The 26207-nt window shown below is 47.8% G+C and carries 23 protein-coding genes and 1 tRNA gene; 17 read left to right on the forward strand and 7 right to left on the reverse strand.

Going from position 1 to position 26207, the window contains the following annotated elements; all coding sequences use genetic code 11:
• Positions 1–192 precede the first annotated feature (192 nt).
• From rlmKL to rmf, 5 genes are all read left to right on the forward strand, one after another.
• Positions 193–2325, forward strand: coding sequence for a bifunctional 23S rRNA (guanine(2069)-N(7))-methyltransferase RlmK/23S rRNA (guanine(2445)-N(2))-methyltransferase RlmL (rlmKL, locus tag QL223_RS15805; RefSeq protein ID WP_281545265.1), 2133 nt, complete (start codon positions 193–195; stop codon positions 2323–2325).
• Positions 2325–2579, forward strand: coding sequence for a glutaredoxin family protein (locus QL223_RS15810; protein ID WP_002537084.1), 255 nt, complete (start codon positions 2325–2327; stop codon positions 2577–2579). The genes rlmKL and QL223_RS15810 overlap by 1 nt, the downstream gene beginning before the upstream one ends.
• Entirely contained in the window at positions 2566–4485 is a 1920-nt protein-coding gene (locus tag QL223_RS15815; protein WP_046302686.1) for an ABC transporter ATP-binding protein, read from the forward strand. The genes QL223_RS15810 and QL223_RS15815 overlap by 14 nt, the downstream gene beginning before the upstream one ends.
• A complete protein-coding gene (locus QL223_RS15820; protein WP_281545266.1) occupies positions 4485–6356 on the forward strand; it encodes a DUF3466 family protein in 1872 nt (623 codons plus the stop codon). The genes QL223_RS15815 and QL223_RS15820 overlap by 1 nt, the downstream gene beginning before the upstream one ends.
• A 165-nt stretch (positions 6357–6521) precedes the next feature.
• On the forward strand, positions 6522–6692 hold the full coding sequence (rmf, locus tag QL223_RS15825; protein ID WP_082111327.1) for a ribosome modulation factor: 171 nt from the start codon (positions 6522–6524) through the stop codon (positions 6690–6692).
• A gap of 219 nt (positions 6693–6911) precedes the next feature.
• Here the strand turns inward: rmf and fabA are convergent, their stop codons facing one another.
• Both fabA and QL223_RS15835 read right to left on the reverse strand, forming a co-directional pair.
• Positions 6912–7430 carry a bifunctional 3-hydroxydecanoyl-ACP dehydratase/trans-2-decenoyl-ACP isomerase gene (gene fabA / locus QL223_RS15830; protein WP_002537089.1) on the reverse strand — a complete coding sequence of 173 codons (519 nt, stop codon included), beginning with the start codon at positions 7428–7430 and terminating at the stop codon, positions 6912–6914.
• Positions 7431–7493: 63 nt separating this feature from the next.
• On the reverse strand, positions 7494–9176 hold the full coding sequence (locus QL223_RS15835) for a Lon protease family protein (RefSeq protein WP_281545267.1): 1683 nt from the start codon (positions 9174–9176) through the stop codon (positions 7494–7496).
• 262 nt (positions 9177–9438) lie between these two features.
• Here QL223_RS15835 and matP point away from each other — a divergent pair, with 262 nt between their 5' ends.
• Genes matP through QL223_RS15850 form a run of 3 tightly spaced genes read left to right on the forward strand, consistent with a single transcriptional unit; the run spans position 9439 to position 10610 of the window.
• Positions 9439–9888, forward strand: a complete 450-nt coding sequence (gene matP / locus QL223_RS15840; RefSeq protein WP_281545268.1) for a macrodomain Ter protein MatP — start codon at positions 9439–9441, stop codon at positions 9886–9888.
• A gap of 9 nt (positions 9889–9897) precedes the next feature.
• On the forward strand, positions 9898–10188 hold the full coding sequence (locus tag QL223_RS15845; protein ID WP_002537093.1) for a DUF3634 family protein: 291 nt from the start codon (positions 9898–9900) through the stop codon (positions 10186–10188).
• Positions 10189–10205: 17 nt separating this feature from the next.
• The gene (locus QL223_RS15850) at positions 10206–10610 is read left to right on the forward strand and encodes a PPC domain-containing DNA-binding protein (RefSeq protein WP_281545269.1); all 405 of its coding nucleotides are present in this window, start codon (positions 10206–10208) and stop codon (positions 10608–10610) included.
• Positions 10611–10799: 189 nt separating this feature from the next.
• Here the strand turns inward: QL223_RS15850 and rtcR are convergent, their stop codons facing one another.
• Positions 10800–12407, reverse strand: coding sequence for an RNA repair transcriptional activator RtcR (gene rtcR, locus QL223_RS15855; protein ID WP_281545341.1), 1608 nt, complete (start codon positions 12405–12407; stop codon positions 10800–10802).
• A gap of 294 nt (positions 12408–12701) precedes the next feature.
• Between rtcR and QL223_RS15860 the strand changes: the two genes are divergently transcribed.
• The 5 genes from QL223_RS15860 (at position 12702) to QL223_RS15880 (ending at position 18452) form a co-directional block, all read left to right on the forward strand.
• Positions 12702–12770 (forward strand) — tRNA-His (locus tag QL223_RS15860).
• 240 nt (positions 12771–13010) lie between these two features.
• Positions 13011–14165, forward strand: a complete 1155-nt coding sequence (locus QL223_RS15865) for a slipin family protein (RefSeq protein ID WP_281545270.1) — start codon at positions 13011–13013, stop codon at positions 14163–14165.
• 56 nt (positions 14166–14221) lie between these two features.
• On the forward strand, positions 14222–15448 hold the full coding sequence (locus QL223_RS15870; protein WP_281545271.1) for an RtcB family protein: 1227 nt from the start codon (positions 14222–14224) through the stop codon (positions 15446–15448).
• Positions 15449–15652: 204 nt separating this feature from the next.
• A complete protein-coding gene (locus QL223_RS15875) occupies positions 15653–17776 on the forward strand; it encodes a marine proteobacterial sortase target protein (RefSeq protein WP_281545272.1) in 2124 nt (707 codons plus the stop codon).
• Between the two features lie 13 nt (positions 17777–17789).
• Positions 17790–18452, forward strand: a complete 663-nt coding sequence (locus tag QL223_RS15880; RefSeq protein ID WP_281545273.1) for a class GN sortase — start codon at positions 17790–17792, stop codon at positions 18450–18452.
• A 181-nt stretch (positions 18453–18633) separates the two neighbouring features.
• Here QL223_RS15880 and QL223_RS15885 read toward each other — a convergent pair whose 3' ends face one another.
• Positions 18634–19197, reverse strand: a complete 564-nt coding sequence (locus QL223_RS15885) for a DJ-1/PfpI family protein (RefSeq protein WP_281545274.1) — start codon at positions 19195–19197, stop codon at positions 18634–18636.
• Between the two features lie 343 nt (positions 19198–19540).
• Here QL223_RS15885 and QL223_RS15890 point away from each other — a divergent pair, with 343 nt between their 5' ends.
• From QL223_RS15890 to QL223_RS15905, 4 genes are all read left to right on the forward strand, one after another.
• A complete protein-coding gene (locus QL223_RS15890) occupies positions 19541–20074 on the forward strand; it encodes an AAA family ATPase (protein WP_281545275.1) in 534 nt (177 codons plus the stop codon).
• A gap of 38 nt (positions 20075–20112) precedes the next feature.
• Positions 20113–20370, forward strand: coding sequence for a hypothetical protein (locus QL223_RS15895; protein WP_002537110.1), 258 nt, complete (start codon positions 20113–20115; stop codon positions 20368–20370).
• On the forward strand, positions 20367–20828 hold the full coding sequence (locus tag QL223_RS15900) for a GNAT family N-acetyltransferase (protein ID WP_281545276.1): 462 nt from the start codon (positions 20367–20369) through the stop codon (positions 20826–20828). The genes QL223_RS15895 and QL223_RS15900 overlap by 4 nt, the downstream gene beginning before the upstream one ends.
• Before the next feature lie 215 nt (positions 20829–21043).
• A complete protein-coding gene (locus QL223_RS15905; protein ID WP_002537114.1) occupies positions 21044–22924 on the forward strand; it encodes a methyl-accepting chemotaxis protein in 1881 nt (626 codons plus the stop codon).
• A 135-nt stretch (positions 22925–23059) separates the two neighbouring features.
• Here the strand turns inward: QL223_RS15905 and QL223_RS15910 are convergent, their stop codons facing one another.
• From QL223_RS15910 to QL223_RS15920, 3 genes are all read right to left on the reverse strand, one after another.
• On the reverse strand, positions 23060–23602 hold the full coding sequence (locus QL223_RS15910; protein ID WP_281545277.1) for a porin family protein: 543 nt from the start codon (positions 23600–23602) through the stop codon (positions 23060–23062).
• A 336-nt stretch (positions 23603–23938) separates the two neighbouring features.
• Positions 23939–24652 (reverse strand): hypothetical protein, encoded by a 714-nt coding sequence (locus QL223_RS15915; protein WP_281545278.1) that lies wholly within the window; start codon positions 24650–24652, stop codon positions 23939–23941.
• Between the two features lie 32 nt (positions 24653–24684).
• Positions 24685–26124, reverse strand: a complete 1440-nt coding sequence (locus tag QL223_RS15920; RefSeq protein WP_281545279.1) for a hypothetical protein — start codon at positions 26122–26124, stop codon at positions 24685–24687.
• Positions 26125–26207 lie beyond the last annotated feature (83 nt).

The raw sequence follows: 26207 nt of genomic DNA on the forward strand, positions 1-26207 counted from the left end.
TGGGATTGTGAGAAACCGACTTTTTGCTAAGCGTCTTTTTTGAGGGGTGATTAGGCATTGCTATGCCATGTAAGTCTGGGAAAAAGGAGCATCCGTATATCAAGGAAAATAGTGAGATATATCACCCTTGATAGAGCGTTGGCGTCTGAATTCGTTTATAATCGCGCGCAACATTCCTCAGAATCCATTTCCATGAATCAATATTTAGCAATTACCTCCCGCGGTTTAGAAAATCTGCTAGCAGAAGAACTACAAAAACTGGGTGCCAGCAGTGTGAAAGCTGTAAGCGCTGGTGTTCGCTTCCGCGCGGATGAAAAAACTCTCTACACGTGCTGTTTATGGAGCCGCACGGCGTCACGCTTCATTCTTGTTTTGGGTGAATTCGCAGTGCGTGACGACATGGACCTGTATCTGGGCGCATCTGCCATTAACTGGCCACAATATTTCAGCGAGAGAAAGCGTATTGCTGTTGATTTCAATGGTACAAACCGTGAAATCCGAAACAGCCAGTATGGTGCGTTGAAAGTGAAAGACGCGATTGTAGACCGCTTCGTCAAGGCGGACTTGGATCGCCCTAGCATCGATCGTGAGCAGCCAGACCTACGCATTCATATGCGACTCTCTAAAGAGCAAGGCCTGCTGGGTATCGACATGGTGGGTTCTGGCTTGCACCAACGCGGCTATCGCACAGAATCTGGAGCTGCACCGCTTCGTGAAACCAACGCTGCGGCATTGGTCATGAAAAGTGGTTGGACGTTTGATAAGCCTTTGCTGGACCCAATGTGTGGTTCAGGTACCTTGCTGATAGAAGCGGCGATGATGGCCGCAGAAGTGGCACCAGGCCTGAAACGCAAGCGCTGGGGCTTTGAAGCACTGAAATCATTCAATCGTGAAGAGTGGATGGAAGTACACGCGGAAGTAACTTTCAAGTCGAAGAAAGGGCCTGCGAAGTGCGAAAGTAAATTCTTCGGCTTCGATAACGACCGCCGCGTGCTGGAAACCGCTAAGGCAAACGCCCGTCGTGCTGGCGTAGCAGACCTGATTCAGTTTGAGTTAGGTGACGCAGCGGAACTGACGCGTCCAGAAGGCTTCGAAGAGGGTAACATCATTTGTAACCCTCCATATGGTGAGCGTCTGGGCACTACGCCGGGCCTTATCGCGTTATATACCCAATTAGGTGTGCAGTTGAAGAGCCAATTTAAAGGCTCAATTGCATCTATCTACTCGGGTTCTGACGAGTTGCTGAGCTGCCTTCGCATGCGCGCAGACAACACTTACAAGCTCCGTAATGGCGCGCTTGACTGTGTGATGAAGACTTATCACATTACTGCTCGTGGCGAGGTGACAACGTCACAAGGCGACTCTGCTCCTCTCGCTGATGTAGCGCCTGAGTTTACCAACCGTCTTCGTAAAAATATCAAGAAGTTGGAAAAGTGGGCTAAGCAACAAGGTGTTGAATGTTACCGTCTATACGATTCAGACCTGCCTGATTACAACGCGGCAATTGACCGTTACAGCGACAACATCGTTATTCAGGAATACGCGCCACCTAAAACCGTCCCAGAAGAAAAGGCACGTCGTCGTTTGCTGGACATGGTTCGCGCCACAATTGCAGTAACGGGCGTCAATGCCAATAACGTGGTGCTGAAAACCCGTGAGAAGCAAAAGGGCACTAACCAGTACGAGAAGTTAGGTGAAGCCAAACGCTTTATGAAGGTTCACGAGTACGGTGTGACGCTAGAAGTGAATCTCTATGATTACCTGGATACAGGCCTGTTCCTGGATCACCGCTATACACGCAAGATGCTGGGTGAAAAAGCGAAAGGCAAAGATTTCCTCAACCTGTTTGCTTACACCGGCACAGCGACCGTTCACGCGGCGGTAGGCGGCGCTAAATCGACAACCACGGTAGATATGTCGAAGACTTATCTTGCCTGGGCTGAGCGTAACATGAAGCTTAACGGCAAAGTGGGTCGCCAGCACATGTTTGAGCAAGCAGACTGCCTGAAGTGGCTGTCGTTGGCGAAAGGGCAATATGACCTGATTTTTATCGATCCGCCGACCTTCTCGAACTCTAAGCGCATGCTCGATACGTTTGATGTCCAACGTGATCACATCAAACTGATGACTGAACTTAAGCGTCTGTTGCGTGAAGGCGGAGAAATCGTCTTCTCTAACAACAAGCGTAACTTCAAAATGGATGTCGAAGCGCTGACAGAGATAGGCTTACAAGCTCAGAACATCACAAACCGTTCAATCCCGATGGATTTTGAGCGTAACAAGCAGATTCATAACTGTTGGATTGTCACACACAAGGAAGGTTAATGGCCTTAATCCTCTACAGCACGGAAGGGTGTCACTTATGTGAAGAGGCATTGGCGCTATATCAGGCAGCGGGTAAAACCGCTGCCTTGCGCGTTGTAGACATAGCGTTTGATGACGCTTTGTTTGAGCGTTACGGCGTCACTATTCCGGTGCTTTCTCTCCAAAACAATGACGGCTCAGTCGACGATGAACTGGGCTGGCCATTCGATTCTTCAGCTTTAAACACTTGGTTAGTAAAACATGGCATTGATTAACATCACTAACGCGCAACTGGCTTATGGTGATAACCCGTTGCTGGATCACGCAGAGTTTGTCCTGCAGCAGGGCGAGCGGGTTTGTTTGGTTGGCCGTAATGGCGCAGGTAAATCAACCTTAATGAAGGTGATTCATGGCACCGTTCAACTCGACGACGGCAGCATTAACCGCCAACAAGATCTGAAAGTTTCCCGCCTAGAGCAGGATCCTCCACGTGATGCTGAGGGAAGTGTTGTTGATTATGTCGCTGAAGGATTGGCAGAGGTTGGTGCGCAACTCAAAGAGTATCACGACCTTCTGGGCTTAATTGAGCATGACCCAAGCGAGAAGAACATTAATCGCTTGGCACGTGTTCAAGAGCAACTGGAACATTCCGGTGCGTGGCGTTTTGAAAACCAACTGACCACGGTACTAGGCGCGTTGAAACTGGATGGCACTAAAAAGCTGTCTGAGCTCTCTGGTGGCTGGCAGCGCAAAGCGGCACTGGCTCGCGCGCTGGTGTGTGATCCAGACGTTCTGCTGCTTGATGAGCCAACCAACCATCTGGATGTGGCGACCATTATCTGGCTGGAAACCTTCCTGAAAGATTTCAAAGGTGCCATCGTCTTCATTTCGCACGATCGCGCGTTTATCCGATCTATGGCAACCCGTATTGTCGATTTAGATCGTGGCCAACTGACATCCTGGCCGGGCGACTACGAGAAGTACCTAGAAGGCAAAGAAGAGATGCTCCGCGTAGAAGCTGAGCAGAATGCCGAATTTGATAAAAAACTGGCTCAGGAAGAAACCTGGATTCGTCAGGGTATCAAAGCACGCCGTACCCGCAATGAAGGTCGTGTGCGCGCTCTGAAACAGCTTCGTCGAGAGCGTGCGGATCGCGTAGAAGTGCAGGGCAATGCAAACATTCAACTGGATGAAGCTGTGCGCTCGGGCAAGATTGTGTTTGAAGCGAGTGACATCGACTACCACTGGGATGGTAAAAAGATCATCGGTGACTTCAGTTTCAATGTGATGCGCGGTGACCGTATTGCGCTGATCGGACCCAATGGCTGCGGTAAAAGTACGCTGTTGAAGCTGATGCTGGAAAAAATCGCGCCAGATTCAGGTAAGTTCCACGTCGGTACCAAGTTGGAAGTCGCTTACTTTGACCAGTACCGCGAAAAACTGGATCCGGAAAAGACGGTTATCGACAACCTGGCAGAAGGCAAGATGGAAGTGGAAGTAGGGGGCCGTAAGCGACATGTGCTCGGTTATCTACAAGACTTCTTGTTCCATCCACGCCGTGCCCGTACGCCGGTAAAAGCACTGTCAGGTGGCGAGAAAAACAGGCTTCTGTTGGCACGCATTTTCCTAAAACCCTGCAATCTTTTGGTGCTCGATGAGCCAACCAACGATTTGGACATCGAAACGCTGGAACTTTTGGAAGAATTACTTGCCAATTATCAGGGTACGTTACTGTTGGTGAGCCACGATCGTCAGTTCGTCGACAATACCGTTACTCACAGTTGGATTTTCGAAGGCGATGGTGTCATCCGCAAATTTGTTGGTGGCTATCACGATGCGATGCAGCAACGTGAGAACTATCTCAAGACCATCGAGTCAGAAAAACCGAAAGCGAAGGAAACTCCAAAGGAAGAAGCGCCTAAAAAACAGGCAAATAACAATAAGCCGGGCAAAAAACTGTCTTACAAGTTGCAAAGAGAGCTTGAAGCACTTCCACAGCTTATTGAAAACCTAGAGAATGAAATCGCGCAAATACAGGAATCGGTAAACGATCCTGCGTTCTTCCAGAAAAGCACGGAAGAGACACAGCCTGTTCTGCAGCGTTTAAGCGAAGCAGAAGCTGAGTTGGAAACCGCCTTTGAACGATGGGAAGAACTCGAAGAGATGCAAAAGGAATCGTAATGCAATTCAACAAATTCAAACTATCTGCTATCGCGCTTGCGGTAGCAGGTATCCCTGCGGTAGCAAATGCTGCTTATTACCAAGTTCAACTATTGGACTCGCCTTCAAGTAATTCCTCTCAGGCAACCGCTATTTCTTCTGATTCTTCGAAGGTAGCCGTAGAAGGGCTAAGCGGCCCGGTTGGTCTGAATTATTCAGAAGAACTTCCTTATATGGTGGATGTTGAGCACTTCATCAACAGTCAGGATGATCTTTACCGCTATTGTCGCGACTACCTCGGCTATAACACCTGTGAAGAGTGGGCAGACGAAAGGTGGTATGGCGTTCAAGCCAGCGGAACCGTCTGTAAAAGCCAAGACAGCGAACAAAACTGTCTTGGTGGCCTAAAGAAAGAAATTGATGCTTGGACTCAAGGGTTTAGCAGCAATAGTGTTGCTAAATATGACGAGTTGGATGCAAACGGGAATGTCGTTGGTTCAGTGACTGTTAACCCTTTCAAAGAGGGTACTTACGACTATTCTCCACAAGGAACGATTGATCCTGAGTCTACGAATGTTGTCATTTCCTATGTCGATGATGACGGAATTACCATTGGTGCTTCAAGTAGCCCTTATTACGAGAATAACGGCATTCATGCCAGAGCTTATCAGCGTAGGGGATTTTATGGTGAAGCTGAGCTATTGCCACCGACTGGTTTGGGCTCTGTAATAGATGGTATTGGGCAAACCAACGCCAACGGTGTGATTGAAGCGGCAGGCAAGACAATTGTTTTCGGTTCTACTTCAGTGGCAAATATGGCTGATGCTGGAAATGGAAACAAAGTTCCACAGGATACTGGCTTAGGGAATCTTTCAAGCTGTGCAAATAGCCTTGATTACTCAGACCGCGCTTGTCAGTATTTCCAGTTTGCAAACCAAGCGTCAATCTGGCTGGCATCTGGTACCACTGAAAATGATGCAGTCAATGGTTTTGCAATTGCTGACTTCCAAACGCCAAGCAATGCGCCTACGGGTAATACCGATGATACGGCTCAGGCGAGTGTCAATGCTGCTGCTATGGTATCTGGAGCCACTTCACCAACTATGGTCGGCTTCAATACTTATAATGACAGCCGCTTCTACGCCCGAGCAGTGAAATATACACCAGTCAATGATTTTGCTACTTGTATCGACGGTGCAACGAAACGTTGCTGGGAAATGTCACTCATCCCTGGTGTCGACATCCGTCAAGGCGGCGACATCGTTTACCGTTATACAGAAGCGACTGACATTAACAGTAACGGTTTGGTTGTCGGTGTGGCTAAAGGCGCGCGTTTGAATAACGGTGCTTATGCAGAAACTATTTTTGTTAACAGCGGCAACTCAACGACACTTCTGGGTGCTTCCCAAAATGCTCTGTTCTTTACGGGCTATAACGGTACTGCCGCCGCTATCAACGACAATAACGAGCTGGTAGGTAAGGTTGATACCGAGAATGCCCGTGACCGTTCTCGCCGTCAACGTGGCTACATCTATGCACACGGTGGGGCGATTGGCAGTTCGTCTGCTTGGTTGTTAGATGATCTGACCAATGACGGAAATGCTTCGGGCAACAATAACCAGTTCCGTATCGCAGAAGCCTTTGATATAAATGATGATGGTGCTATCGCTGCTTCTGCATTCTATTGTGCAGGCGGTTATTCATCCGTTGCGCATGATGCACGTTGTAACGGCACTGAAGAGTTGGTTGCGGTCAAACTGACGCGTGATGATACCGCTCAAATTACTGCTCGTCCGTATGAGGTTAAAACCATCGAACGTAGCGGTGGTGGTATTGGTGTGCTAGGCCTCGTGTTGCTGGCGTTAGGTGGTATTTTCCGTCGTAAAAAGTAATTTCACTTTCTGGCTCATCTTCACAAATTTATGTTGGATGAGCCTTTCGATGCTTGATTATTTATTAACCATGCGTGAATCTTAATTGGTGAGGGTCATAAAAGATCAACTTGAATGAAACCTCACTGAAAAGATACAACCATCTTAGGATAAGAGGGCGAATATATGAAAAGACAGAAGCGAGATCGTTTAGAGCGAGCACAAGCGAAAGGCTATCAAGCTGGTGTAAACGGTCGATCCTCTGAGACATGTCCCTATCAAGCCATGGACGCGCGCAGCCAATGGCTAGGAGGTTGGCGCGAAGGTCGAGATACGAAAGTATCGATGCTGAAGTAACTTTTTAACCCACACCAAACTATACATGAGCCCCGAAAAACGGGGCTTTTGTTTACCCTTTAACGCACTATAACTATATGTGTTTGGCTCTACTTAAGCTTCGTTACAGAGAGATAGTGGCTAGCGCGTTGCTTATTAGGGGGAGCGGGAGAGGAGGTAAAACACAATTAACAAAAAACCGCCCGGAGGCGGTTTAGAATTTGGCGTGTCGATATCGACTTAGAAAGAAGAGGTATCTTGGAACAAACCCACTTTCAGGTCTTTCGCTACGTAGATTTCTTTACCATCCACCAGCACACGGCCATCAGCCAGACCCATCACCAGTTTGCGGTTGATAACGCGCTTCATCTGGATTTCATACGTCACTTTCTTTGCGGTAGGCAGAATTTGACCGGTAAATTTCACTTCGCCCACACCCAGTGCGCGGCCTTTACCTTCACCACCGACCCATCCGAGGAAGAAGCCAACCAGTTGCCACATCGCGTCAAGGCCAAGGCAACCAGGCATGACTGGGTCGCCAGGGAAGTGGCAATCAAAGAACCATAGGTCTGGAGTAATGTCTAGCTCGGCAATGATGAAGCCTTTACCGTGATCACCACCTTCGTCCGTGATGTTAGAAATGCGGTCCATCATCAGCATGTTAGGCGCTGGAAGTTGTGGACGACCTGGGCCGAAAAGCTCTCCTTGGCTAGAGGCTAGGAGGTCGTCTCTGTCATAAGAGTGGCGTTTCATTAGCATTAAACTGCTCCTGCAAAAAGATAGGAGCAGATTAGCGTACACGTGTACGCTAAACAACTCGGATCAGTTGTGGTTTAACCAGTTTTTAAGCTTATTTATTAAGGATGTGTGACGGGTCTCACCGTGATGAAAAACATCAATTCTCTGGGCGATTTTGCCGAGAAGTGTCTCAGTTTCAACACTATCTTCCTCTTCCTCATCACCGCTAAATGGTAAGCCCGTGATCAGTGGGAATGCTTCCTCAACGTGTTCGACAGCCCAAATGTGGAAGTTTCCGTCGCGAATGGCTTCAGTGACTTCTTTGCTTAAGCACAAGGCGTTGAGGTTGGTTTTTGGCAGGATTACACCCTGATCGCCTGTCAGGCCTCTATGCTCACAGATGTGATAGAAGCCTTCGATTTTCTCGTTGATGCCGCCAACGGCCTGTACACGTCCAAATTGGTCAACAGCACCGGTGATGGCGATGCTTTGATTAATTGGGGTTTGGGACAAGGCACTGACAAACGCACAAAGCTCAGCAAGGGAAGCACTGTCACCGTCTACTTCGCAGTAAGACTGTTCGAATACAATGGACGCGGAATATGGCAGTGGCTCGTCTAAGTCCAGCGCAGCGCTAACGAACGCCTGCATGATCATCATGCCTTTGGCGTGTATGTTGCCGCCGAGTTCTGCTTTACGCTCAACATCGGCAATATCGCCGTCACCGAAGTGAACCACACAGGAAATACGTGCTGGCTCGCCATAAGCCATCGGGTGTCCGGGCATTTCAATTACTGTTAGGCCGTTTACCTGACCAATGTGTTCGCCACGGGTATCAATGAATACCTGACCTTTATGAATGTCATCAACTGCGCGTAATGGCAGGTAAGACTCTCTGAAGTATTTGGCTTCGATGGCGGCTTCAACATCTGCTGCCACAATTGTCTCGCCAGTGCTTTGATAGTCAGCTTCACGCAACAAGGTTTGTGTCCAGAGCGGGCAGAGCGGCAATCTTTCTTGATCTTCGGTATATCTCGCACCAGCCTGCATCACACGTTGAGCGGCTTCTGGATCGAGAGGCTTGATACCGAAAGCTTGTTGATGGCCTTTTAGCACCGACAGGTAGGTACCAACGTTCTCTTCAGTCAGATACATGTCCTGTTCGAATTCGGTGTAGCTCGCCAAACCATGTAATTCAGGTTCGCCAGCTTCAAAGTCAGACATCAATGCGCGATCGCCAACGACGATAACTCTGACGGAAATTTCTGAAGGTGGTGGTAGCTCGCAGTAAACATCTGGTTTTGCGCTTTTCCAGCCCAGCTTGTTCGTTGAAAGTAGAGACTTCAATCGGCTCCAAACGTTGGGTTGAGCAAGAATGCAGCCAAGAGAAATGAGAAGCACGCCGCCATTTGCTTGATGGAGGAGGCCATTCACCGTTCGTGACGTTGTCACATCTGAATTGTTCGGATACACTGCGCCAAACAGCTGAACTTCATCGATATTCTCTGCGATAACCACAGGCATATCATCTGACGGTAGCGCCGCTTTTGTCATGTTCTCGAGCAATTTCAGGTAGTCATAAACATCTGGGGCTGTTACCAGAAGAAGACGCGGGAAGTGATGCTCATGAACGAGACGTTCAATGCTGCTTTTTAATCTCGGTTGCAATGCACAAGGAGAGGTCGCTTCGATAGCGGCGTATTGACGAATGTGCGCTTCAACATGAGAAAACTGCGGCACGACGGACTGCCAGGAAACTTCTTGCATACGTTTGGGTATCAACTTTTTCAGTGTATTAATTACCGATGAGTATAAATGAATACGCTTCTTCAAAGTAGCGAAGATAACCAGTTGTCGGTGTTAAAGAAACGAAGTGAATAGAGCCTCGATACAAAAGGGTTAAGTTTTGATATCTGAATAGAAAAGATCAAAGAGATACGCAGAGTTAATTTGATTAAAAAGTAAACTGCTGTTACGCTGTCACTGTATTTCACATTTATTTTGCTCTCAACCAAATAAAACTCGAATTATGAAATATCAACAACTTGAAAACCTCGAAGCCGGATGGAAATGGAGCTATCTGGTCAAAAAGCATAAAGAAGGTGCGAACGTTACACGTTATGTCGACACCAGCGAGGTCGAAGCCGCAGTAAAATCACTGTTAGCGCTCGAATACGAGCCTACAAAAGTGATCGAATGGATCGGCGAGCACATGTCTTCAGAGCTTGATACCAAGCTTAAGCAGGCGATTCGTGCGAAGCGTAAGCGTCACTTCAATGCTGAACAAGAGCACACGCGTAAAAAGTCGATTGACCTGGACTTCAGAGTTTGGGAAAAATTGTCTTTGAAAGCGCAGGAACTCGATGCGACGCTCTCGGACACGATTGAATACCTGATTGGTGAAGCCAACCGTTCCCAGAATGCTAACAAGAAAGTAGATGCGCTGAAGAAGGATTTGAGTAGTTTGCTCGACATGTAAGGAGTCTGCATGGAGTACTTTCTCGCAGCCAGCTTTATCGCTTTATTCGCTTATCTTTTGGTTGACCGTCCTATTATTCTTATCAAGTTTAAGGACGGTCAGCTTGTTAATAAGAAAGGGAAAATTCCTCATGGTTTTCTTCATGACTGTGAAGAAATCAACAAGCGAACGCCTTTCAGCGGCACAATCAAGGTGTATCGAAACCGTTTTAATCCTGCCAAGCTGGTTCTATCAAAAGATATTGACCACAAAGTGCAACAACGTATCCGCAACGTTTTCCCACACAAATCATTTAAATAACCATCGTTTAAGTCGCCATGTCATCTGTTGAACCCATTGCATTTCGTCTTACCCGAGGTGCAGATCTCAAGCAGTCAATTCTCGATGCGGTGAAAACGCATCAGATTAGCGCTGGCTGTGTTGCATCGCTGGTGGGGTGTCTGTCTGAACTAAAAATTCGGGTGGCAGATGGAAAATCGACGCTGAGCAAAATCGAGCCATTCGAAATCCTTTCTGTGTCTGGCACGCTCACGCCAGAGCATGTTCATTTACATATTTCGGTTGCGGATAAACAGGGTGCAGTGATAGGCGGTCACTTGATGGATGGGTGTGTTGTCAGCCACACTGCAGAAGTCTGCTTGTTACGGTTTGAAGGTTACGGGTTCAGTCGAGAGCATGATCCCGATACTGGCTACACCGAGCTGGTGGTGAACAAAGAATAAATACAAGAACGGATGCCTAAAAAGCGTCCGTTTTTGTATTCGTGCAGTTTTACGTCTTTTATTCATTGAATTGAATGACTTATCACTAAAGTGAAAAAATTCCCGAGGGAAGTAAAATAGTTCATGCGTAAGTATTCATTACTCTGAATTTATCTTCTAAATTTCATTACGTTACAAGACATTCATTGGTCATTTTTTCTTCAAGTCCTTCCAAGAAACCCCAAACTTTGCCAGATACTTTTGAAGCCTCGCTGAATCGTTAGACTGAACCTTTTTCGTGCGACTGATATTGAACAATTCACGTCCTGCAGACGCCATCGAATCATGTCGATCACACACACTCAACACATAGTTAAGCTGGTGCACGTCAAAGGTGTCCAAATCCTCCCTGACTTCGTCATCTAACAGAGAAAGATAGGAACTGGAGCTTTCATTAGACGAGCCGCTCCACATACCTGATAGACGCGCTATTTCATCGTCTACATCTTCAACCGCGATCCTGGATGAATCCGCCAATGTACCCAATCGGGTGACTGCAGAGCTTAAGTCGCGGAAGTTACTGTTCCAGGTCGCCTGATGAGAGAGCGCAAAGGAGAGAAACTTATCGCGTGCTTCTTTGTTGAAGCGAATGCGATCACCATGTTTCTCGGCGAAGGCCATCACTTCATAATCCAGATTAGGCTCAATATCCTCTTTGCGGTCTTTTAGCCCGGGAAGTGGATACGTCCACAAGTTAATTCTTGCCAGCAAATCCTCACGAAACGTGCCCTCTATCACCATGGCTTTCAAATCACGGTTTGTACCGGCGATGAGTTGAAAATCGCTGTGTACGTCCTTGTCGCTGCCAACAGGGTGAAACCGTTTGTATTCGATGGCATGAAGCAACATAGCTTGCTCCTCAAGCCCAAGCTCGCCAATTTCATCCAGAAACAGTAACCCTTTGTCGGCAGCGCGAAGAAAACCTTCCCGCGCCGCAGAAGCGCCCGTGAAAGCGCCTTTGGTATGTCCGAACAGCGCCGCCATCGCATTCATTCCTTTAAGCGTTGCGCAGTTCACAGTGACAAGTTCTCCTTTGAGCAATGCACGGCGCTTTTTAAGCTGATAGATACGCTGAGCGAGTTGGCTTTTCCCTGCACCTGTTGGTCCGGTAAGCAGGATAGGGGCAGTGGAGCGAATCGCGACCTTTTCGATCTGCGAAATCATCCGGTTGAAGGCTTCATTGCGTGTTTCTATGCCGCCTTTCAGAAAGGTTTCGTCTTCAATTCGTGCATTATCAAAGCGCGTGGCGAGCTGGTCATAGCGAGACAGATCCAGATCGATAATCTGCACACGGCCAATGGTCTTATCTTCCTTGGACAGGTCTGGCGCAGACTGGATTAGCTTCCCCGGAAAGTGACGACTCTCCGTCAGCAGGTAGCTACAAATCTGTGCCACGTGAGTACCGGTCGTGATGTGGAAAAGGTAATCATGACTATCGATGTCGAAATCCATCGCTTCACAAAAGTCATAAAGCTTGGCGTACACCTCTTCAAAATCCCACGGATCGGTGAAGTTCATCTGGCATAAGGCAACGCTTGTGTCTGGCGAAACGGATTCGATATCAACGGCAACGTTATTGGCAAGACGCTTGGAATGGTTGTCATGAAGTAAGTAAAGCGTGTCGATAGGCAGGTTCTCTTGTTGAACCAATCCGACATTCGGCCTCCAGCGTGTCCATCTATCAACCCGTTTACCAATTCTGTCTAACTGTGTGCCCAAAAGGCTGACAACAATCGTTTTCTTCATCACCGCATTCATATCCAAAAAGATATATCCATATCTAAAAGTATCGAGTAATTGAATGTTAACGGCAATGAATTTGGCGACTTATAATCGACTGAAAATATTTTAATTCAATAAAAACAATGAAATAAAAATTAATTCTTACTCTTCTTTTGAAACTGGCACGTGACTTGGAATAACAAGTTCGTGGTTAGCGGCGTGTGGTTCTGAATGCCACCCCGGTGCATCTCACACTGTGATTGTGTATACCAACCACGCTTCCCCTGGGAGGGAGCAGGAAACTGCCGAGGGTTCGATTCCCTAAAAACTACTAGATAGCTAAACGGTAAAGCAGCGGACATGTTCCGTCACCTGCGGGTTCGATTCCCGCTCTAGTCACCTTAACTGATAGTTCAATTGGTAGAACGGCGAAGTTAATTCGTATGTCGTGGGTTCGAGTCCCACTCAGATAACGCATATAAATGGAAACAAGGAAACGAACGGAGCAACCAATGAGATGAAGACGCAACCGCGCAGAAGGGTAAAGCAGGCAGGAAGCTCCCTTTACCAAGAGCGACAGTTGCCACTGCATCTTCACGCTGTGTCCTTTCGTTTCTCACTTAAACAAGGAAAAAGATTATGTTTCGTAAAACCATCAAAATTGCAGAAAACGAACGCGCACTGGTTTTTCAAAACCAGAAACTAACCCAAGTGCTTATGCCGGGCCTACACAAAATTTGGGACATGAAAGACGACGTTGAATTCGAAGTTTTCGATATCGACGAGCTGTATTTCTCCCAGAAAAACGGAGAGCGTTTATACCAAGGCTCAGCCTCTTTGAAGGAGCACATCCAACACGAGAAACTTCAGGATACAGAAGTAGGCATGTTGTATCTTGATGGCATGTTGCGTGGTGTGGTGGCACCGGGAGAGCGTCTGTTTATGTGGAAAGATGCCGGTGAGATCCGATTGGATCGTATCGACATTGCAGAGACACCGCTGGTGGAAGATAAGACGCTGTATTTGATCAACAAAGCGGGTGTGAACCTGGCAACGCGTTTGATCCGCAGTGAATCGACAGTCGCGGTGAAACCTGTGGCGGTGGCGACAGTAAAAAACAGCCATGTCGGTCTGCTGTACATCGACGGTAAGCTGGCAGAAAAATTGTCTCCGGGCACTTATGGCTACTGGCAGTTTAACCGCGAGTTTCAGCTTAAAAGCTATGACACGCGCACGCAAATTCTGGAAGTGTCAGGTCAGGAAATAATGACCAAAGATCGCGTTAGCCTGCGCATCAACTTAACCGCCAACATCCGTATCCTGGATGCTGAAACAGCTGCCAGCAGCGTGGATGATGTAGAGCAATACGCCTACAAACTGCTGCAGTTAGCGCTGCGTGAAGCCATTGGCACCAAAGCATTGGATGATTTGCTGTTGGACAAGCTCTACGTGGGTGAAACCGTGAAAGAGCTGGTGGCAGAAAACTTGAAAGCAGTCGGTGTCGAGTTAGGCAACGTGGGTATGAAAGACATCATTTTACCCGGTGAAATCAAAGCGATTCTCAACCAGGTGGTTGAAGCGCAAAAAGCGGCAGAGGCCAACGTGATCAAACGTCGTGAGGAAACTGCTGCGACACGAAGTCTGCACAACACCGCCAAAGTGATGGAAAACAACCCAACACTGATGCGCCTGAAAGAGCTGGAAGCACTTGAAAAAGTGGCGGATAAAATCAGCAACCTCAACGTCTACGGCGGTCTGGAAGGACTCATGCAAGGCGTGGTGAAAATGACATAGAAAACGCGTCTTGCCGTGAAGCAAATACGGTAAGGCGCGTCATCAAGGAAAGCACAATGTGTACTGAAAACTACATCGAAATTAAGAACGAAAACAAAGCAACGATAAAAGCGTGGACCAAAGGCGTACCGTTTGAAGATAAGGCACGCCAACAGCTGAATAACATTGCGTCTATGGATATTGTTCATTCCCATATTGCCGTGATGCCAGATGTCCACCTTGGTATGGGAGCCACGATTGGTAGCGTGATCCCCTCGGTTAAAGCCGTGATACCGGCAGCAGTAGGTGTGGATATCGGCTGTGGGATGCTTGCGACCAAAACCTCGCTGAAAGCCTCACAGCTACCGGATAACCTTAGTGGTATCCGACATGCCTTTGAGTCTGCTATTCCTCATGGAAGGACATCTGGGCGAGGGAAAACCGACCGCGGCGCGTGGCACAACATCCCTGAAGTGGTAGCAAAAGAGTGGAAAAAGCTGGAACTGCGCTTCGAGGCCATCTGCCATAAGCATCCGGCGATCAGGAAAAGCAACCACGTTAACCATCTGGGTACCATGGGAACGGGGAATCACTTTCTGGAGCTTTGTCTGGATGAAAACGACGCCGTTTGGATCATGCTTCACTCAGGCAGCCGCGGAGTAGGAAACCGCATTGGTACCTACTTTATCGAACTGGCGAAGAAAGAGATGGAACGCCACCAAATCCACCTTCCCGATCAGGATTTGGCTTATTTGGAAGAGGGTAGCGACTACTTTAACGATTACGTGGAAGCCGTCGAATGGGCGCAGGATTTCGCTGCCAAGAACCGTGAGATCATGATGATCAATGCGATTACAGCGCTGAGAAAACAAATCCCAGTGCCATTTGAAACGGCAGACGTGGCGGTGAATTGTCACCATAACTATATCTCGCGGGAAACGCACTTTGGAAAGTCGTGCTATGTCACCCGTAAAGGCGCGGTGAGGGCTGGCAAGGGCGAACTGGGGATTATCCCTGGTAACATGGGGGCGAAGTCCTTTATCGTTCGAGGGCTGGGTAATCCTGAAAGCTTCGAAAGCTGTAGCCATGGCGCAGGGCGTGTCATGTCGAGAACACAGGCGAAAAAGGTTTATAGCATCAAAGATCAGGAGGCTGCGACGGAAGGTGTTGAGTGCCGAAAGGATGCAGCAGTGATCGATGAAATCCCGCACGCTTACAAAGATATCGACAAAGTCATGGAAGCACAGAAAGACCTTGTTGAAGTTGTACATACCTTGAAGCAAGTGGTTTGTGTGAAAGGGTAGATACGACTGACCACACGTTAAATCAATAAGATAAGCAGGAGCATGTCTCCTGCTGTTTTACATCTTATAATGCACTATAACTTGTTAGTGTTGCACTGCCATAATCTTGCCACAATTGGTCTGAATTGGCCTCAGTTGCTACCCGGAACCGACAGATTGATTTGGTGTAATGCCAGTCAATAACAACAGGTCAAGGAAGTGGCAATGTACTCCCTGAAAATCTCCAAAGTCTCATTCAAAGCGCCATTGGCAGATTGGTTGCTGACAGCGCTTTTCATCATGTTCCTCCCGGCAATTGCTTTTGCCAGTGAGGAAGAAGGCGGCTTGTATATACAAACGCAAAACAGCGAAGACAAACTCTGGACGGCAGCACCTCAGCTTTCCACCAGTGCAGATATGGTGATAAACGGTCTGGTGAATCGTGTGAAGGTCGAACAGCGTTTTACCAATCCAACAGACGATTGGATTAACGCCCGTTATCTGTTTCCGCTACCTCAGAATGCAGCGGTTGATCATCTGACGATTCAAATCGGTGAGCGCATCATTGAAGGTGAAATCCAAAAGAAACAGCAGGCGAGGGAAACCTTCAACCGTGCCGCTGAGCAGGGCAAAAAAGCCTCGTTGGTGGAACTGCACCGAGCGAACTTGTTCTCTACGCAGATTGCCAATGTCGCGCCTGGTGAAACCATTGTGGTGAATATCCAATATCAGGAGACGGTTCACTATGAAGATGGCGAATTCAGCCTTCGTTTCCCAACCACCTTCACGCATCGCTACATTCCGGGTTTGCCAGGTTCGACGGCACTCCAGGCAAGAGGTGACACAGAAGCCCCAGTCGCAGAAGAAGGTGAACAGCACGTTGAAGAAGTGGTAACGCCGTTGCAGGAAATGCAAAACGGTTGGGCTGTGGCAACGCGTCAGGTGCCGGATGCCAATGAAATCACGCCGGAGTATCGTGATCCGCTGTTGGAAGATGAAATCGCTTTTACCTTGGAAGCCGACATCAATATGGGTTTGCCCATTGATTTTGTTGAAAGCACTACGGCTTCCATTAATGTCCAGAAAGTCACTGATAGCCGCTATTCCGTCACACTGAGTGAAATGGAAATCGCCAATCAGGATTTTGTACTGAAATGGCGACCAGCGGCTGCCAGCATGCCAGTAGCTGCTTTGTTTGTTCAGGAAAAGGAAGGCGAAAAATACGGTCTTTTAATGGCGATGCCGCCGCAATCGAAGCAGGCCAACAGCATCCCCCAAAACATCACTTTGGTGTTGGACATCTCCGGCTCCATGTACGGTGAGTCCATCGAGCAAGCCAAAGAAGCCGTCATCTACGCGCTGCACAGCCTCGAAGCCGATGACTACTTCAACCTGATTATCTTTAACCACGAAGCGCGTCGTTATTCGTCAGTGCCTGTGCAAGCAACCCTCAAGAATATCGGTTTAGTCAGCAGTATTGTTCGTGGCATCGAAGCAGATGGCGGCACCGAAATGGCGACAGCATTAGAGTTGGCGTATGCGTCAGAGCCAATGGCTGGTTACCTGAATCAGATTGTCTTTATGACAGACGGTGCCATCGGCAATGAAGACGAACTGTACGGCTTAATCAGCAAAGGATTGAAAGATCGAAGATTGTTTACCGTAGGGATCGGCTCTGCGCCAAACAGTGCCTTTATGCAGCGCGCCGCCGTATCAGGTAAAGGAAGCTTCACCCATATCAGCAACCTCAACGAAGTTTCTACGTCCCTAAAGCCACTGTTTGAAAAGCTTTCAAGCCCAGTAATGAAAGACATCACCGTGAAATGGGATAACGGCGAGCCTGTCGATGCATGGCCAAACCCAGTGCCGGATCTGTACAAAACCCAGCCTTTGGATTTGGCGTTTACCATCCCTGAAAACGCGAGCACATTACAGCTAACAGGCATTCAAAGTGACGCACCATGGCAACTCGATATTGACCTTGAAGCGATTCAGGCGGGCGCTGCGACAGGTATCGATGTACTTTGGGCTCGCAAACAAATAGAAAGTATCACCCTCAATCAAAGCTTGAGTGCAGGTGAGAAAGAAAACCGAATCACAGAGCTAGGTTTAAACCATCACATTGTCACCAAGCATACATCGCTGGTCGCCGTTGATAACAACCCAAGCCGACCGTTGGATGAGAAAGCAAAGCCACATCAAATCAATCCACATGCGCCCAAAAACAACGTCGCCATGCTGCAAAGTGGTTTAAGAAGCTCCTTCATGATGTTACTGGGTGGATTAATGCTGGCTGTCAGTGCGGTAGGGATTCGCTTCAGTCGCGCATCGCGTGACGTTTTTCAATAGAAGGTCAGTATACATGGAAGTCATCCGTCGTTATTTTCCACAGAAGCCCTGGCAACTCGTTTTTATCGCCAGCTTCCTGTGTGGAGGTGTCATCATGGCAAATGGCCTATACATCAAAGCCAAGGCGCAACTTGCCCAATTCATGATTGCCCATGCTTGGGAGAAGCAGAAACAAACGGGCGAGAACCAAGCCCCTTGGCCGTGGGCTGATACTTATCCCATCGCCAAGATTGCATTGAAGAACAACAAGCCGCAGTGGGTGTTGTCTGGCGCAAACATGCGAAACCTGGCGTTTGGTCCCACACTGCAGATGCAAACTGCTTTGCCGGGAAGGAGGGGAAACGTCGTCATCTACGGTCATAACGACACCCATTTCGCGGGATTAGCTGAGATAAAGCCGGGTGATTCCATGAGCATTGAGACCCGCGCCGGCACTCAGGTGTATTACAGCGTGGAAGAAATCAGCATCGCTCATGAATCCGACACTCAGTGGATAGAGCAAACGGACGATGATCGCGTCACTCTGGTGACCTGTTATCCTTTCGACGCCATGACATTCAACGGACCACTGCGCTACGTCGTGGTGGCGAAACCCCAGCTAACACCGGACTCACTACGGGATTTCGCACCTGATGTTTTCTATTCCGCGAAGACGGAAACTGAACAGTGGCTATAGCGTATAAACATAACTTTAACGCACTATAACTTAACATTCGTTCGCATAAGCTCAATCTGGATAACTCGAAAATCCGACGACTTATCTAACTGAAAATATGAGGTTTAAACAAAAAGTAAGCCTAATAAAAAAAGGGCGCGAATCGCGCCCAAATGGGAGGCTTAGTGATGGATCGTTATAGTTATTGAGTAAGCAGTGTGTGGAACTGGGTGAGCCAGGCAGGATGAGCTGGCCATGCTGGTGCCGTGACGAGGTTACCGTCGGTAATGGCTTCGTCCATTGCAATGTCTGTGAATTCACCGCCAGCCAAACGAACTTCCGGCGCGCAAGCGGGGTAAGCGGAAATCGCACGGTTTGAAACCACATACGATGCCGTGAGTAACTGGGCGCCATGGCAAATGGCAGCAATCGGTTTGTTTTTGTTGTTGAACGCAGTGATCAGGTTGAGCACATATTCGTTCAAACGTAGGTATTCTGGTGCGCGTCCGCCAGGTAAAAGTAAACCGTCAAACGAGGCTTCGGATACCGCATCGAAATCCGCATTCAACGTGAAATTGTGGCCTGGTTTTTCTGCGTAGGTTTGGTCGCCTTCGAAGTCATGGATAGCTGTTTTGATGGTTTCGCCATTTGATTTCCCCGGACAAACCACAGAAACCGCGTGCCCTAAAACCTGAAGCGCTTGAAAGGGCACCATGATCTCATAGTCTTCAACGAAGTCACCAGCGATGATAAGAACTCTAGCCAACGTTATTTCCCCTGATGTAGTTACTGACGTTATTGTTGTTACGGCCCAATGGGTTAGGCTCATATTTATCTGTGTTTTTCAGAACATTAGTACAGCAGTGGCGGGCTACAAGGCGAGTAATCAGTAATTCGAGATTGGTCTATTCTGAGTGCAATCGGTACATCGGTCAGTTACAAACACCTTCGATATTGCAGTGAAATTACCTAAAAAATGTGTGACTCATCATTGAAACAGAGTGCGTATGGATCGCATTTTTCTTCCACATAAACCGGAAAAACTTCCCTCAGATTCACATAACAAGAATGATGTCGCCAACAAAAACAACAAAGAGGCAATTTTCTTTATGAGCCCAAATTTAATCGTTCTCGATGGCGCCTCTGGAGCGGGTAAAACCACGCTGGCAAAAGCTCTCCAGGAGCAGTTTCTTCCAGAAAACTGGCTGTATTTTTCTATCGACACATTAGTCTATTCACTTCCACCGTCAGTGCTTCAGCGCTGTAATCAGGAAAATGACTGGCGTTCACTGGACCCAAATACCCTGATGAACGGGGCATTCTCTTGTGTGAATGCATTGCTTGAAGCAGGCAACAAAGTGATTTTTGATGCTGTGATTTCAACGCCACAGCGAGCACTGAAAATGGATCTGGCTTTCGAGCGCCATGAGCGTTTATATGTTGGTCTTGTCTGCGAACTTGCAGAGTTAGAGAGACGCACATTTGACCGAGGAGATAGAACGTTAGATGAAGTGAGGCATGGCTTCTACACATCACCACATCATCTGAAATATGATCTCAAACTAGACAGCACCAAAACGCCTGCGACTGAACTCGCAACAATCATTGCGGCAACTTTGCAGGAGCAAGTCACCAAGGCATAAACAACGCATGACTTAACTATCATGCATACGAGCCGACAGTGACGAATCCAGAAGACCTCAAGAAACTAGAACAAAAGATCGCGATGGGGATGCCCAAACACATACTGGTTTACGGTGTGTTGTTGTGGGGAATTCCTACCGCGATTTTTTATGCCGCTATCACGCCGCTTTTTACCGGAAAAGGCTTCATAGAAGCGCTCTCTTTCTCGCTTTGGGCATTTCCATTAGGCGGTATCTTCTATGGTCTGTATTCTTGGTTAAAAACCAAGAACCTTCTGGAAAAGGCCAAATCATGAAATTCATCTTCCTTGCAGATAAGCCAGAAACACTTCCTACCGTTGCTCAGTGGTTTCTCAATGAATGGGGCCACCTGAACCCGGAAGCGACGCTAGAGCGCAACCAAGCCAAGCTGAGCGAATACCTCAACAGAGACAAACTGCCACTGATGATCTATGCCGTTGAAGGTGACGAGATCCTCGGTTGTTCCTACCTCTGTTATCACGAAATGAGCATCTACACCGACAAGGAACATTGGGTCGGTGGCGTCTATGTAGAAAAAGCCCATCGTGGCAAGAAGGTCGCATCTCAGATGGTTGGTGAGTTAGAGCGCTTGGCGAGAGACTTGGGTATTGAAAAACTTCACCTCCAAACCGAACAGCTAGACGGAGGTTTATACGGCCGCATTGGGTTTGAGGAAATAGAGCAAGTAGAGTACCGCGGAGTAAAGGTCTCAGTCCGGGTGAAAAGCCTATAAAAACAGGCGATTCACTTTGTCATGCTTCAAGTTCAATACACTGAAAGATCGAGGAAAAAAAGCTGGGTGTAAAATATACTGACACATTCAGCTCATTATATTTACAAATAACACAATAATCATTAACAAGCCCTAGCTTGAGACTAAATGGTCTGCTTCATTAAGCGATACATATAAGAAAAATTGATCCACCTAATCAATGACGGGTATCGCAAATGAAAGTCTCTTATCGTGTTGCTCTACTTTCTACAACAGTTGTTATCGGAGTACTCTCGGCGCTTTCTTGGTTTCAATACCAGAGCGTCAAACAGGAAGAGCTGATCAGCTCACAACAAAACACCCTTGAAACCACTGCTGCCATGGGAGAGCAAATAACCAACTGGCTGAACGGTAAACTCGCCCTCATCGATATGATGGCCGGAAACATCAATGCCGACTTCAGTGCAGAAACCATTCAAAGCACCTTCGATCTTCCGATGCTTAAAGACGAGTTTATCCTGATATTTGGAGGGCTCGACACCGATGGGAAACGCATCACCAATGATCCAACTTGGAATCCAGAAGGCTGGGATGCTCGGAAACGTCCTTGGTATCCCTTTGCCAAGAAAAACGATTCTGCGATGCTGACCGACCCATATCCGGACGCCGCGACCAAAGAAATTCTCATCTCCGTTGTTGCCAATCTTTATGATAACGGCAAATCCAAAGGAGCCTTTGGTGGGGATCTCAGCTTAAAAACCGTGTCAGAAGCGCTCAACACCCTCAATTTCAACAATGCCGGTTACGCCTTTTTGTTGAGTGCAGACGGCACCATCATCAGCCACCCAAATGGCGAGCTAAATGGACTCAAACTCAGTGAGCTATTCAAAGGCACATTACCCGTGCTGGATGATACATTTCAGGAAGTTGAGGTCGATGCCGGAGCTGCTTTCACTGCATTTCAGCCGCTTGATGGTCTGAGAGGCAGTAACTGGTTGATAGGTGTTGTGCTTGATAAATCCATTGTTATGGCGCACAGCGATAATTTTGGATTCACCGCAGCAGCGACCACGGCCGGTTGCGCCATTCTTATTGGGATTTTGCTTAGCTTGCTGATTTCCCGTCAACTTAAACCTCTGGAAAACCTCCGTGAAAGTCTGGAAGAAATTAACAGCGGTGACGGCGACCTCACTAAGCGTCTTACCATTAAAAGTAATGACGAATTCGGTGGCGTTTCTAACGAGTTCAACGGCTTTATCAAGTACCTTCAAGCGCTGGTCACCAATATCAAAACCACCTCTGGCGAAGTCTCCAACAATGTCAGCCTGACAGTATCCACTGCCAAAAATGCAGCGCAGGGCGCTGATCACCAGCTCAATGAGATCAATCTGGTGTCCAACGCCATTCATGAAATGACAGAGATCTCCAATGACGTAGCTGAGCGTGCGCGCCACGCCGCCGAAGCGGTAGCGGAAAGTAGTGAGGCCACTAACAAAGGTGGGCGTTCTGTTGAGCAAACCAAAGCGTCTATAGAAGTGTTGATGGGCGAAATGGAAACCGCAGTATCCAAAGTCAACGAACTGGCTAACTACAGCGCGAACATCGAATCCATCCTAACCGTGATCACCGACATTGCTGAGCAAACCAACTTACTGGCATTAAATGCCGCGATCGAAGCGGCTCGTGCTGGCGAAATGGGTCGAGGGTTCGCTGTTGTTGCCGATGAGGTTCGTGCACTGGCTTCACGCACCCAAACTTCAACGGAAGAAATCAAAAACATGATTGCCCAGCTTCAAGCTGGTGTTGGCGAAGCGGAAAGTGTCATTATTCAAAGCCGCAATACGGCATCAAGTACACAGGAAGAAGTACTGGGCGCGAATGAAGCATTGACCCACATCCACAGCCACATTTACCGTATTAACGAACTGATCACTGAGATCTCTAACTCCTCGTTCAGACAGCGTGATACTGCCGCTGATATCCAACAGAATACAGACAACATCCGTGACATCAGTGAAACTCTTTCTCAGCAAGCCAAAGAGCAGGAGTCGCTTTGTGTCGCGATATCGGATTTAGCTGGCCAGCAGGAAAGTGAGTTAAACAAATTCAAAGTTTGAGTAGACACAACTCGTAAGAAAATGCCCTCGAAAGAGGGCTTTATTTTTTGAAATTACCAGTAGAAATACAAAGCAAGCCAACCTAAAGAGCCCCAGATTCAGCCCCTTTAATGATAAAGCTTATAGCGGCAGTTATTAGCTAAACCGGTAACCCAGATTCAATCCCCACCAACTGTCACTGGCTGGGCTGGACATGAGGTAGGTGTTGTATTCCATCCTGGCAAATACGTTACTTTCAGAAGGCAAACGCATCTCAACACCTAAGCCCAAATGAGGTCTAATCTCACTGTCACGGGATGACATTTGTCCAGAACTGAAGGTGCTTGTCATGTCCGATTTTCCAACGTTGTAAGCGATCCCCGTTTTAGCAAACGGGATGAAGTAGGGCGACATTTCCTTGCTCCATACCGCATCAAAGTGTGTGGAGTGATAAGTGACATTAACCTTGTTTCGATAGGTAACCCTGTTTCCTTCGAACTCAAGGAAACTCTCATCACCGCCATAGGCGTAAGAGGCTTCGAGGCCCAAGCTTTCACTGAACTGATAGCCAGCCCCCAGAGCAAAACCGCTACGATCACCGCCTTTGTATCCGCCGAAAAGATAAGTATCGTCTGACGTATCAGACGCAAAAGTGGGTGCGGATAACGCGACAACCAATGCGATAGTCATTTTCTTCATCGTAAAGCCTTTTTATTGCTGTTTATAAAGACTTCCTTGCAAAACGGTCCCTGTCTTAATCCATGGCTGATAGCCAGACTGCTCCAAGAGAATGTAAACATTCGGCTGCAATAATACGGTGTTCGATTAACGTTTCCATTCATGTATTCCTTAGAGCTGTAACAATATGTGTAACGATGGAGGAAGCTAATAGACCGCAAAGGAAGGATTGATCTCCGCAATCATTCAAACCCGCGCAGCGTCTATACCCAACCAACTTCAGGTTGTTTGGGTATAGACATCAGAGCCCGCTTGGTTGAATAGATCATCGTTCAAACGAGAAGTGTCAAGTCAGCGCTATCCCACAGACATGCATGAGGTGTTATGCCTGTCGTTAGCGAACACGTCCCAGCTAAAACTGTTTTTCAGGGAACGGGTCCAATACCCCAGCCAACCTCGATCCGTGGAATAATAGTGCCAGAGACCCGGCCAGCCATAGTTTATGTGCATATCACCGAGCTGAGAGTGAAGATCTTTCAATTGACTGTTATTAGGCATTTTCCAGTTTTGGCGACCGGCAAATTCCAGACGATTCAGCCAGCTACACCAAGCATTTGATTCTTGGTAATTCAGAGATATGAAGTTCCCCTTAGGGCCCCGATGACCCATTTCCCAATAGGTAGTGCCTGCGACAGGGAATTCGAAATCAATCACAGCTTGAGCGCTAGGCGCTGACGTAAACCAGGTACCTTGCGCGGTTTCGGCAATTTTAACGCAGCCGCCTGCCGCATTGGCGCTATCTCTATCGTTCGCAGCGTACTGGAAAGGCTGGTTGAATTTATGGCCGCAAACTAATTCTTTGCCCGTTAAAAATGCTTCGTTGCTGGATATGCCGTCCAGCTTGGCAGATACATTAATAGAGCCTTCATTGTAGAGCGTTGCTAATCCATTATGGTCTAGATCGCCAATGTGGCTATTGGATGAATACCAAAATACTTGCTGAGTAATATCTTCTGTTGTGCCATCGTCGTAAGTACCCGTCGCCGTGAATTGAACAGTGCCGGAAAACACAACGGATGAATAGGGCGCCAGTTCAATTTTTGTCAGGCGTTTCGTTGGTGCAGCTTCAACGTTTTCTGTGGCGGTGTTGCTTCGACCAATGCAGCCAAAAAAGCTTCTGATTCCGTTGTCACATCCGGAAGGACTTCAATACTTGATGAGGCTTCAGAACTATCTGAGTTGCCAGAGGCGCTTTCATTTGTCATTGATGCGGTCAGCGTAGTGTCTTCTTCTACTAGCGCCTCGCTTTCTTCAACGTTTTCCGTTGATTGGTCTGTCACCCCGGCCGACGCGTGACTTGTCGATGTATCACTCCCTACATCAGTGCTCTGGGCAGACACTAAACCAGATTCACTTTCTGTGTTAGTCGTTGTTGTACTTTCACCAACGGCTTCTGTCTCTGTGGTTGCATTCGTATCTATGGTTGATGATTCTGAGGCATTCTTATCACTATCAGCAGCGCTTTCTGTTAGAGACGCAGTGGACGTTGCTGACTCTGTACCAGTTACTTCCGTCGTTGTTTCAGTTTGGTCTGAAGCTTCACTGCCTGTCGAAAGAGCAGTGTGGTTCTCACCGCTGGTATTTTCCGACGTTCCTCTATCGGTAATCGTCGATGGAGTGTCTTCTTCTGTGGTGGCATCGGTGCTTGTAGTCTCAATCGTTGAGCTTGGATCTGGAGCTTGTGATTCTGGGGCGTTCTTATCAGTATCAGCAGTGCTTTCTGTTAGTGACGCAGTGAACGTTGCTGACTCTGAACCGATTCCTTCCGTCGTGGTTTCAAGCTGATCTGACGTATCACTACCTGCTGAGAGGGCTGTATCGCTGCTCCCGTCCACGCTTTCTGATGTTTCTTTAGCAGCCTCTGTCGATGCTGATTGTTGTTCTGAGGTGCTGCCGGTTTCTGAGATGCCAGGGGTTTCTGTTGTCAAAGAGACCTCTGAGGCCTGTGAGCCTGCTACTGATTGTGTTTGATTCGCGTTGCCTGTTGATCCTGCAGAAGTCGTTGTTTGTTTACTGTCCGGCGATCCAGCGGTTACAGACGCAGATTCAACACTTGCAGAGTTAGCGGTCTCACTGGAGGTGTTATCTGTGTTGGTATTGGCGGTTTGTGTTGGTGATACATTGGAGGGAGACCAGGAAGGTTCCGTTGAGGATGAGGATGTTGTATTTGATGGACTGCTCACGCCAGAGTTTGTTGGTGTGGAGGCGTTTGTGATATTTCCTGAGGAGCCTGAGAGGTTGACGGTTTTATTGGTATCTTTATCTTCGTCGTTATTGGTTGCTTGGGTTCCCAGAAATTGAAAGCCTTTAATGCCTTCTTGGCTGCTTGGCGTTGCTGATTCGGATGTGTCAGCTTGAGATGTATCCTTATTTGCACTGGTACTTTGATGTGTTGTGCCGGAGCCACTATCACAACCCAGTAGCATGAAGACCGTGACAAGTGGGTAAGCAATACGCCATCTGAAGGTGTTCCAATTCTTCATTACAAACTCCTTATGGTGTTTCGTTCGGTAAACGCAATTAGGCACCGAAAAGTATGGAGTCTGTTTTTTGAGCAAAACGAGAA

Origin of the sequence: Grimontia sp. SpTr1 (genome assembly GCF_947387585.1) — a bacterium.
Taxonomy (GTDB): Bacteria; Pseudomonadota; Gammaproteobacteria; order Enterobacterales; family Vibrionaceae; genus Enterovibrio; species Enterovibrio indicus.

Coding starts and splice junctions, on each gene's coding strand:
- QL223_RS15910 (WP_281545277.1), bottom strand. CDS start 23,602: ATGAAGAAAATGACTATCGCATTGGTTGTCGCGTTATCCGCACCCACT.
- QL223_RS15900 (WP_281545276.1), top strand. CDS start 20,367: ATGAAATTCATCTTCCTTGCAGATAAGCCAGAAACACTTCCTACCGTT.
- QL223_RS15845 (WP_002537093.1), top strand. CDS start 9,898: ATGGAGTACTTTCTCGCAGCCAGCTTTATCGCTTTATTCGCTTATCTT.
- QL223_RS15890 (WP_281545275.1), top strand. CDS start 19,541: ATGAGCCCAAATTTAATCGTTCTCGATGGCGCCTCTGGAGCGGGTAAA.
- QL223_RS15865 (WP_281545270.1), top strand. CDS start 13,011: ATGTTTCGTAAAACCATCAAAATTGCAGAAAACGAACGCGCACTGGTT.
- QL223_RS15875 (WP_281545272.1), top strand. CDS start 15,653: ATGTACTCCCTGAAAATCTCCAAAGTCTCATTCAAAGCGCCATTGGCA.
- QL223_RS15905 (WP_002537114.1), top strand. CDS start 21,044: ATGAAAGTCTCTTATCGTGTTGCTCTACTTTCTACAACAGTTGTTATC.
- QL223_RS15920 (WP_281545279.1), bottom strand. CDS start 26,124: ATGAAGAATTGGAACACCTTCAGATGGCGTATTGCTTACCCACTTGTC.
- rlmKL (WP_281545265.1), top strand. CDS start 193: ATGAATCAATATTTAGCAATTACCTCCCGCGGTTTAGAAAATCTGCTA.
- rmf (WP_082111327.1), top strand. CDS start 6,522: ATGAAAAGACAGAAGCGAGATCGTTTAGAGCGAGCACAAGCGAAAGGC.
- fabA (WP_002537089.1), bottom strand. CDS start 7,430: ATGCTAATGAAACGCCACTCTTATGACAGAGACGACCTCCTAGCCTCT.
- QL223_RS15880 (WP_281545273.1), top strand. CDS start 17,790: ATGGAAGTCATCCGTCGTTATTTTCCACAGAAGCCCTGGCAACTCGTT.
- QL223_RS15870 (WP_281545271.1), top strand. CDS start 14,222: ATGTGTACTGAAAACTACATCGAAATTAAGAACGAAAACAAAGCAACG.
- rtcR (WP_281545341.1), bottom strand. CDS start 12,407: ATGAATGCGGTGATGAAGAAAACGATTGTTGTCAGCCTTTTGGGCACA.
- QL223_RS15850 (WP_281545269.1), top strand. CDS start 10,206: ATGTCATCTGTTGAACCCATTGCATTTCGTCTTACCCGAGGTGCAGAT.
- QL223_RS15810 (WP_002537084.1), top strand. CDS start 2,325: ATGGCCTTAATCCTCTACAGCACGGAAGGGTGTCACTTATGTGAAGAG.
- matP (WP_281545268.1), top strand. CDS start 9,439: ATGAAATATCAACAACTTGAAAACCTCGAAGCCGGATGGAAATGGAGC.
- QL223_RS15820 (WP_281545266.1), top strand. CDS start 4,485: ATGCAATTCAACAAATTCAAACTATCTGCTATCGCGCTTGCGGTAGCA.
- QL223_RS15835 (WP_281545267.1), bottom strand. CDS start 9,176: ATGCAAGAAGTTTCCTGGCAGTCCGTCGTGCCGCAGTTTTCTCATGTT.
- QL223_RS15815 (WP_046302686.1), top strand. CDS start 2,566: ATGGCATTGATTAACATCACTAACGCGCAACTGGCTTATGGTGATAAC.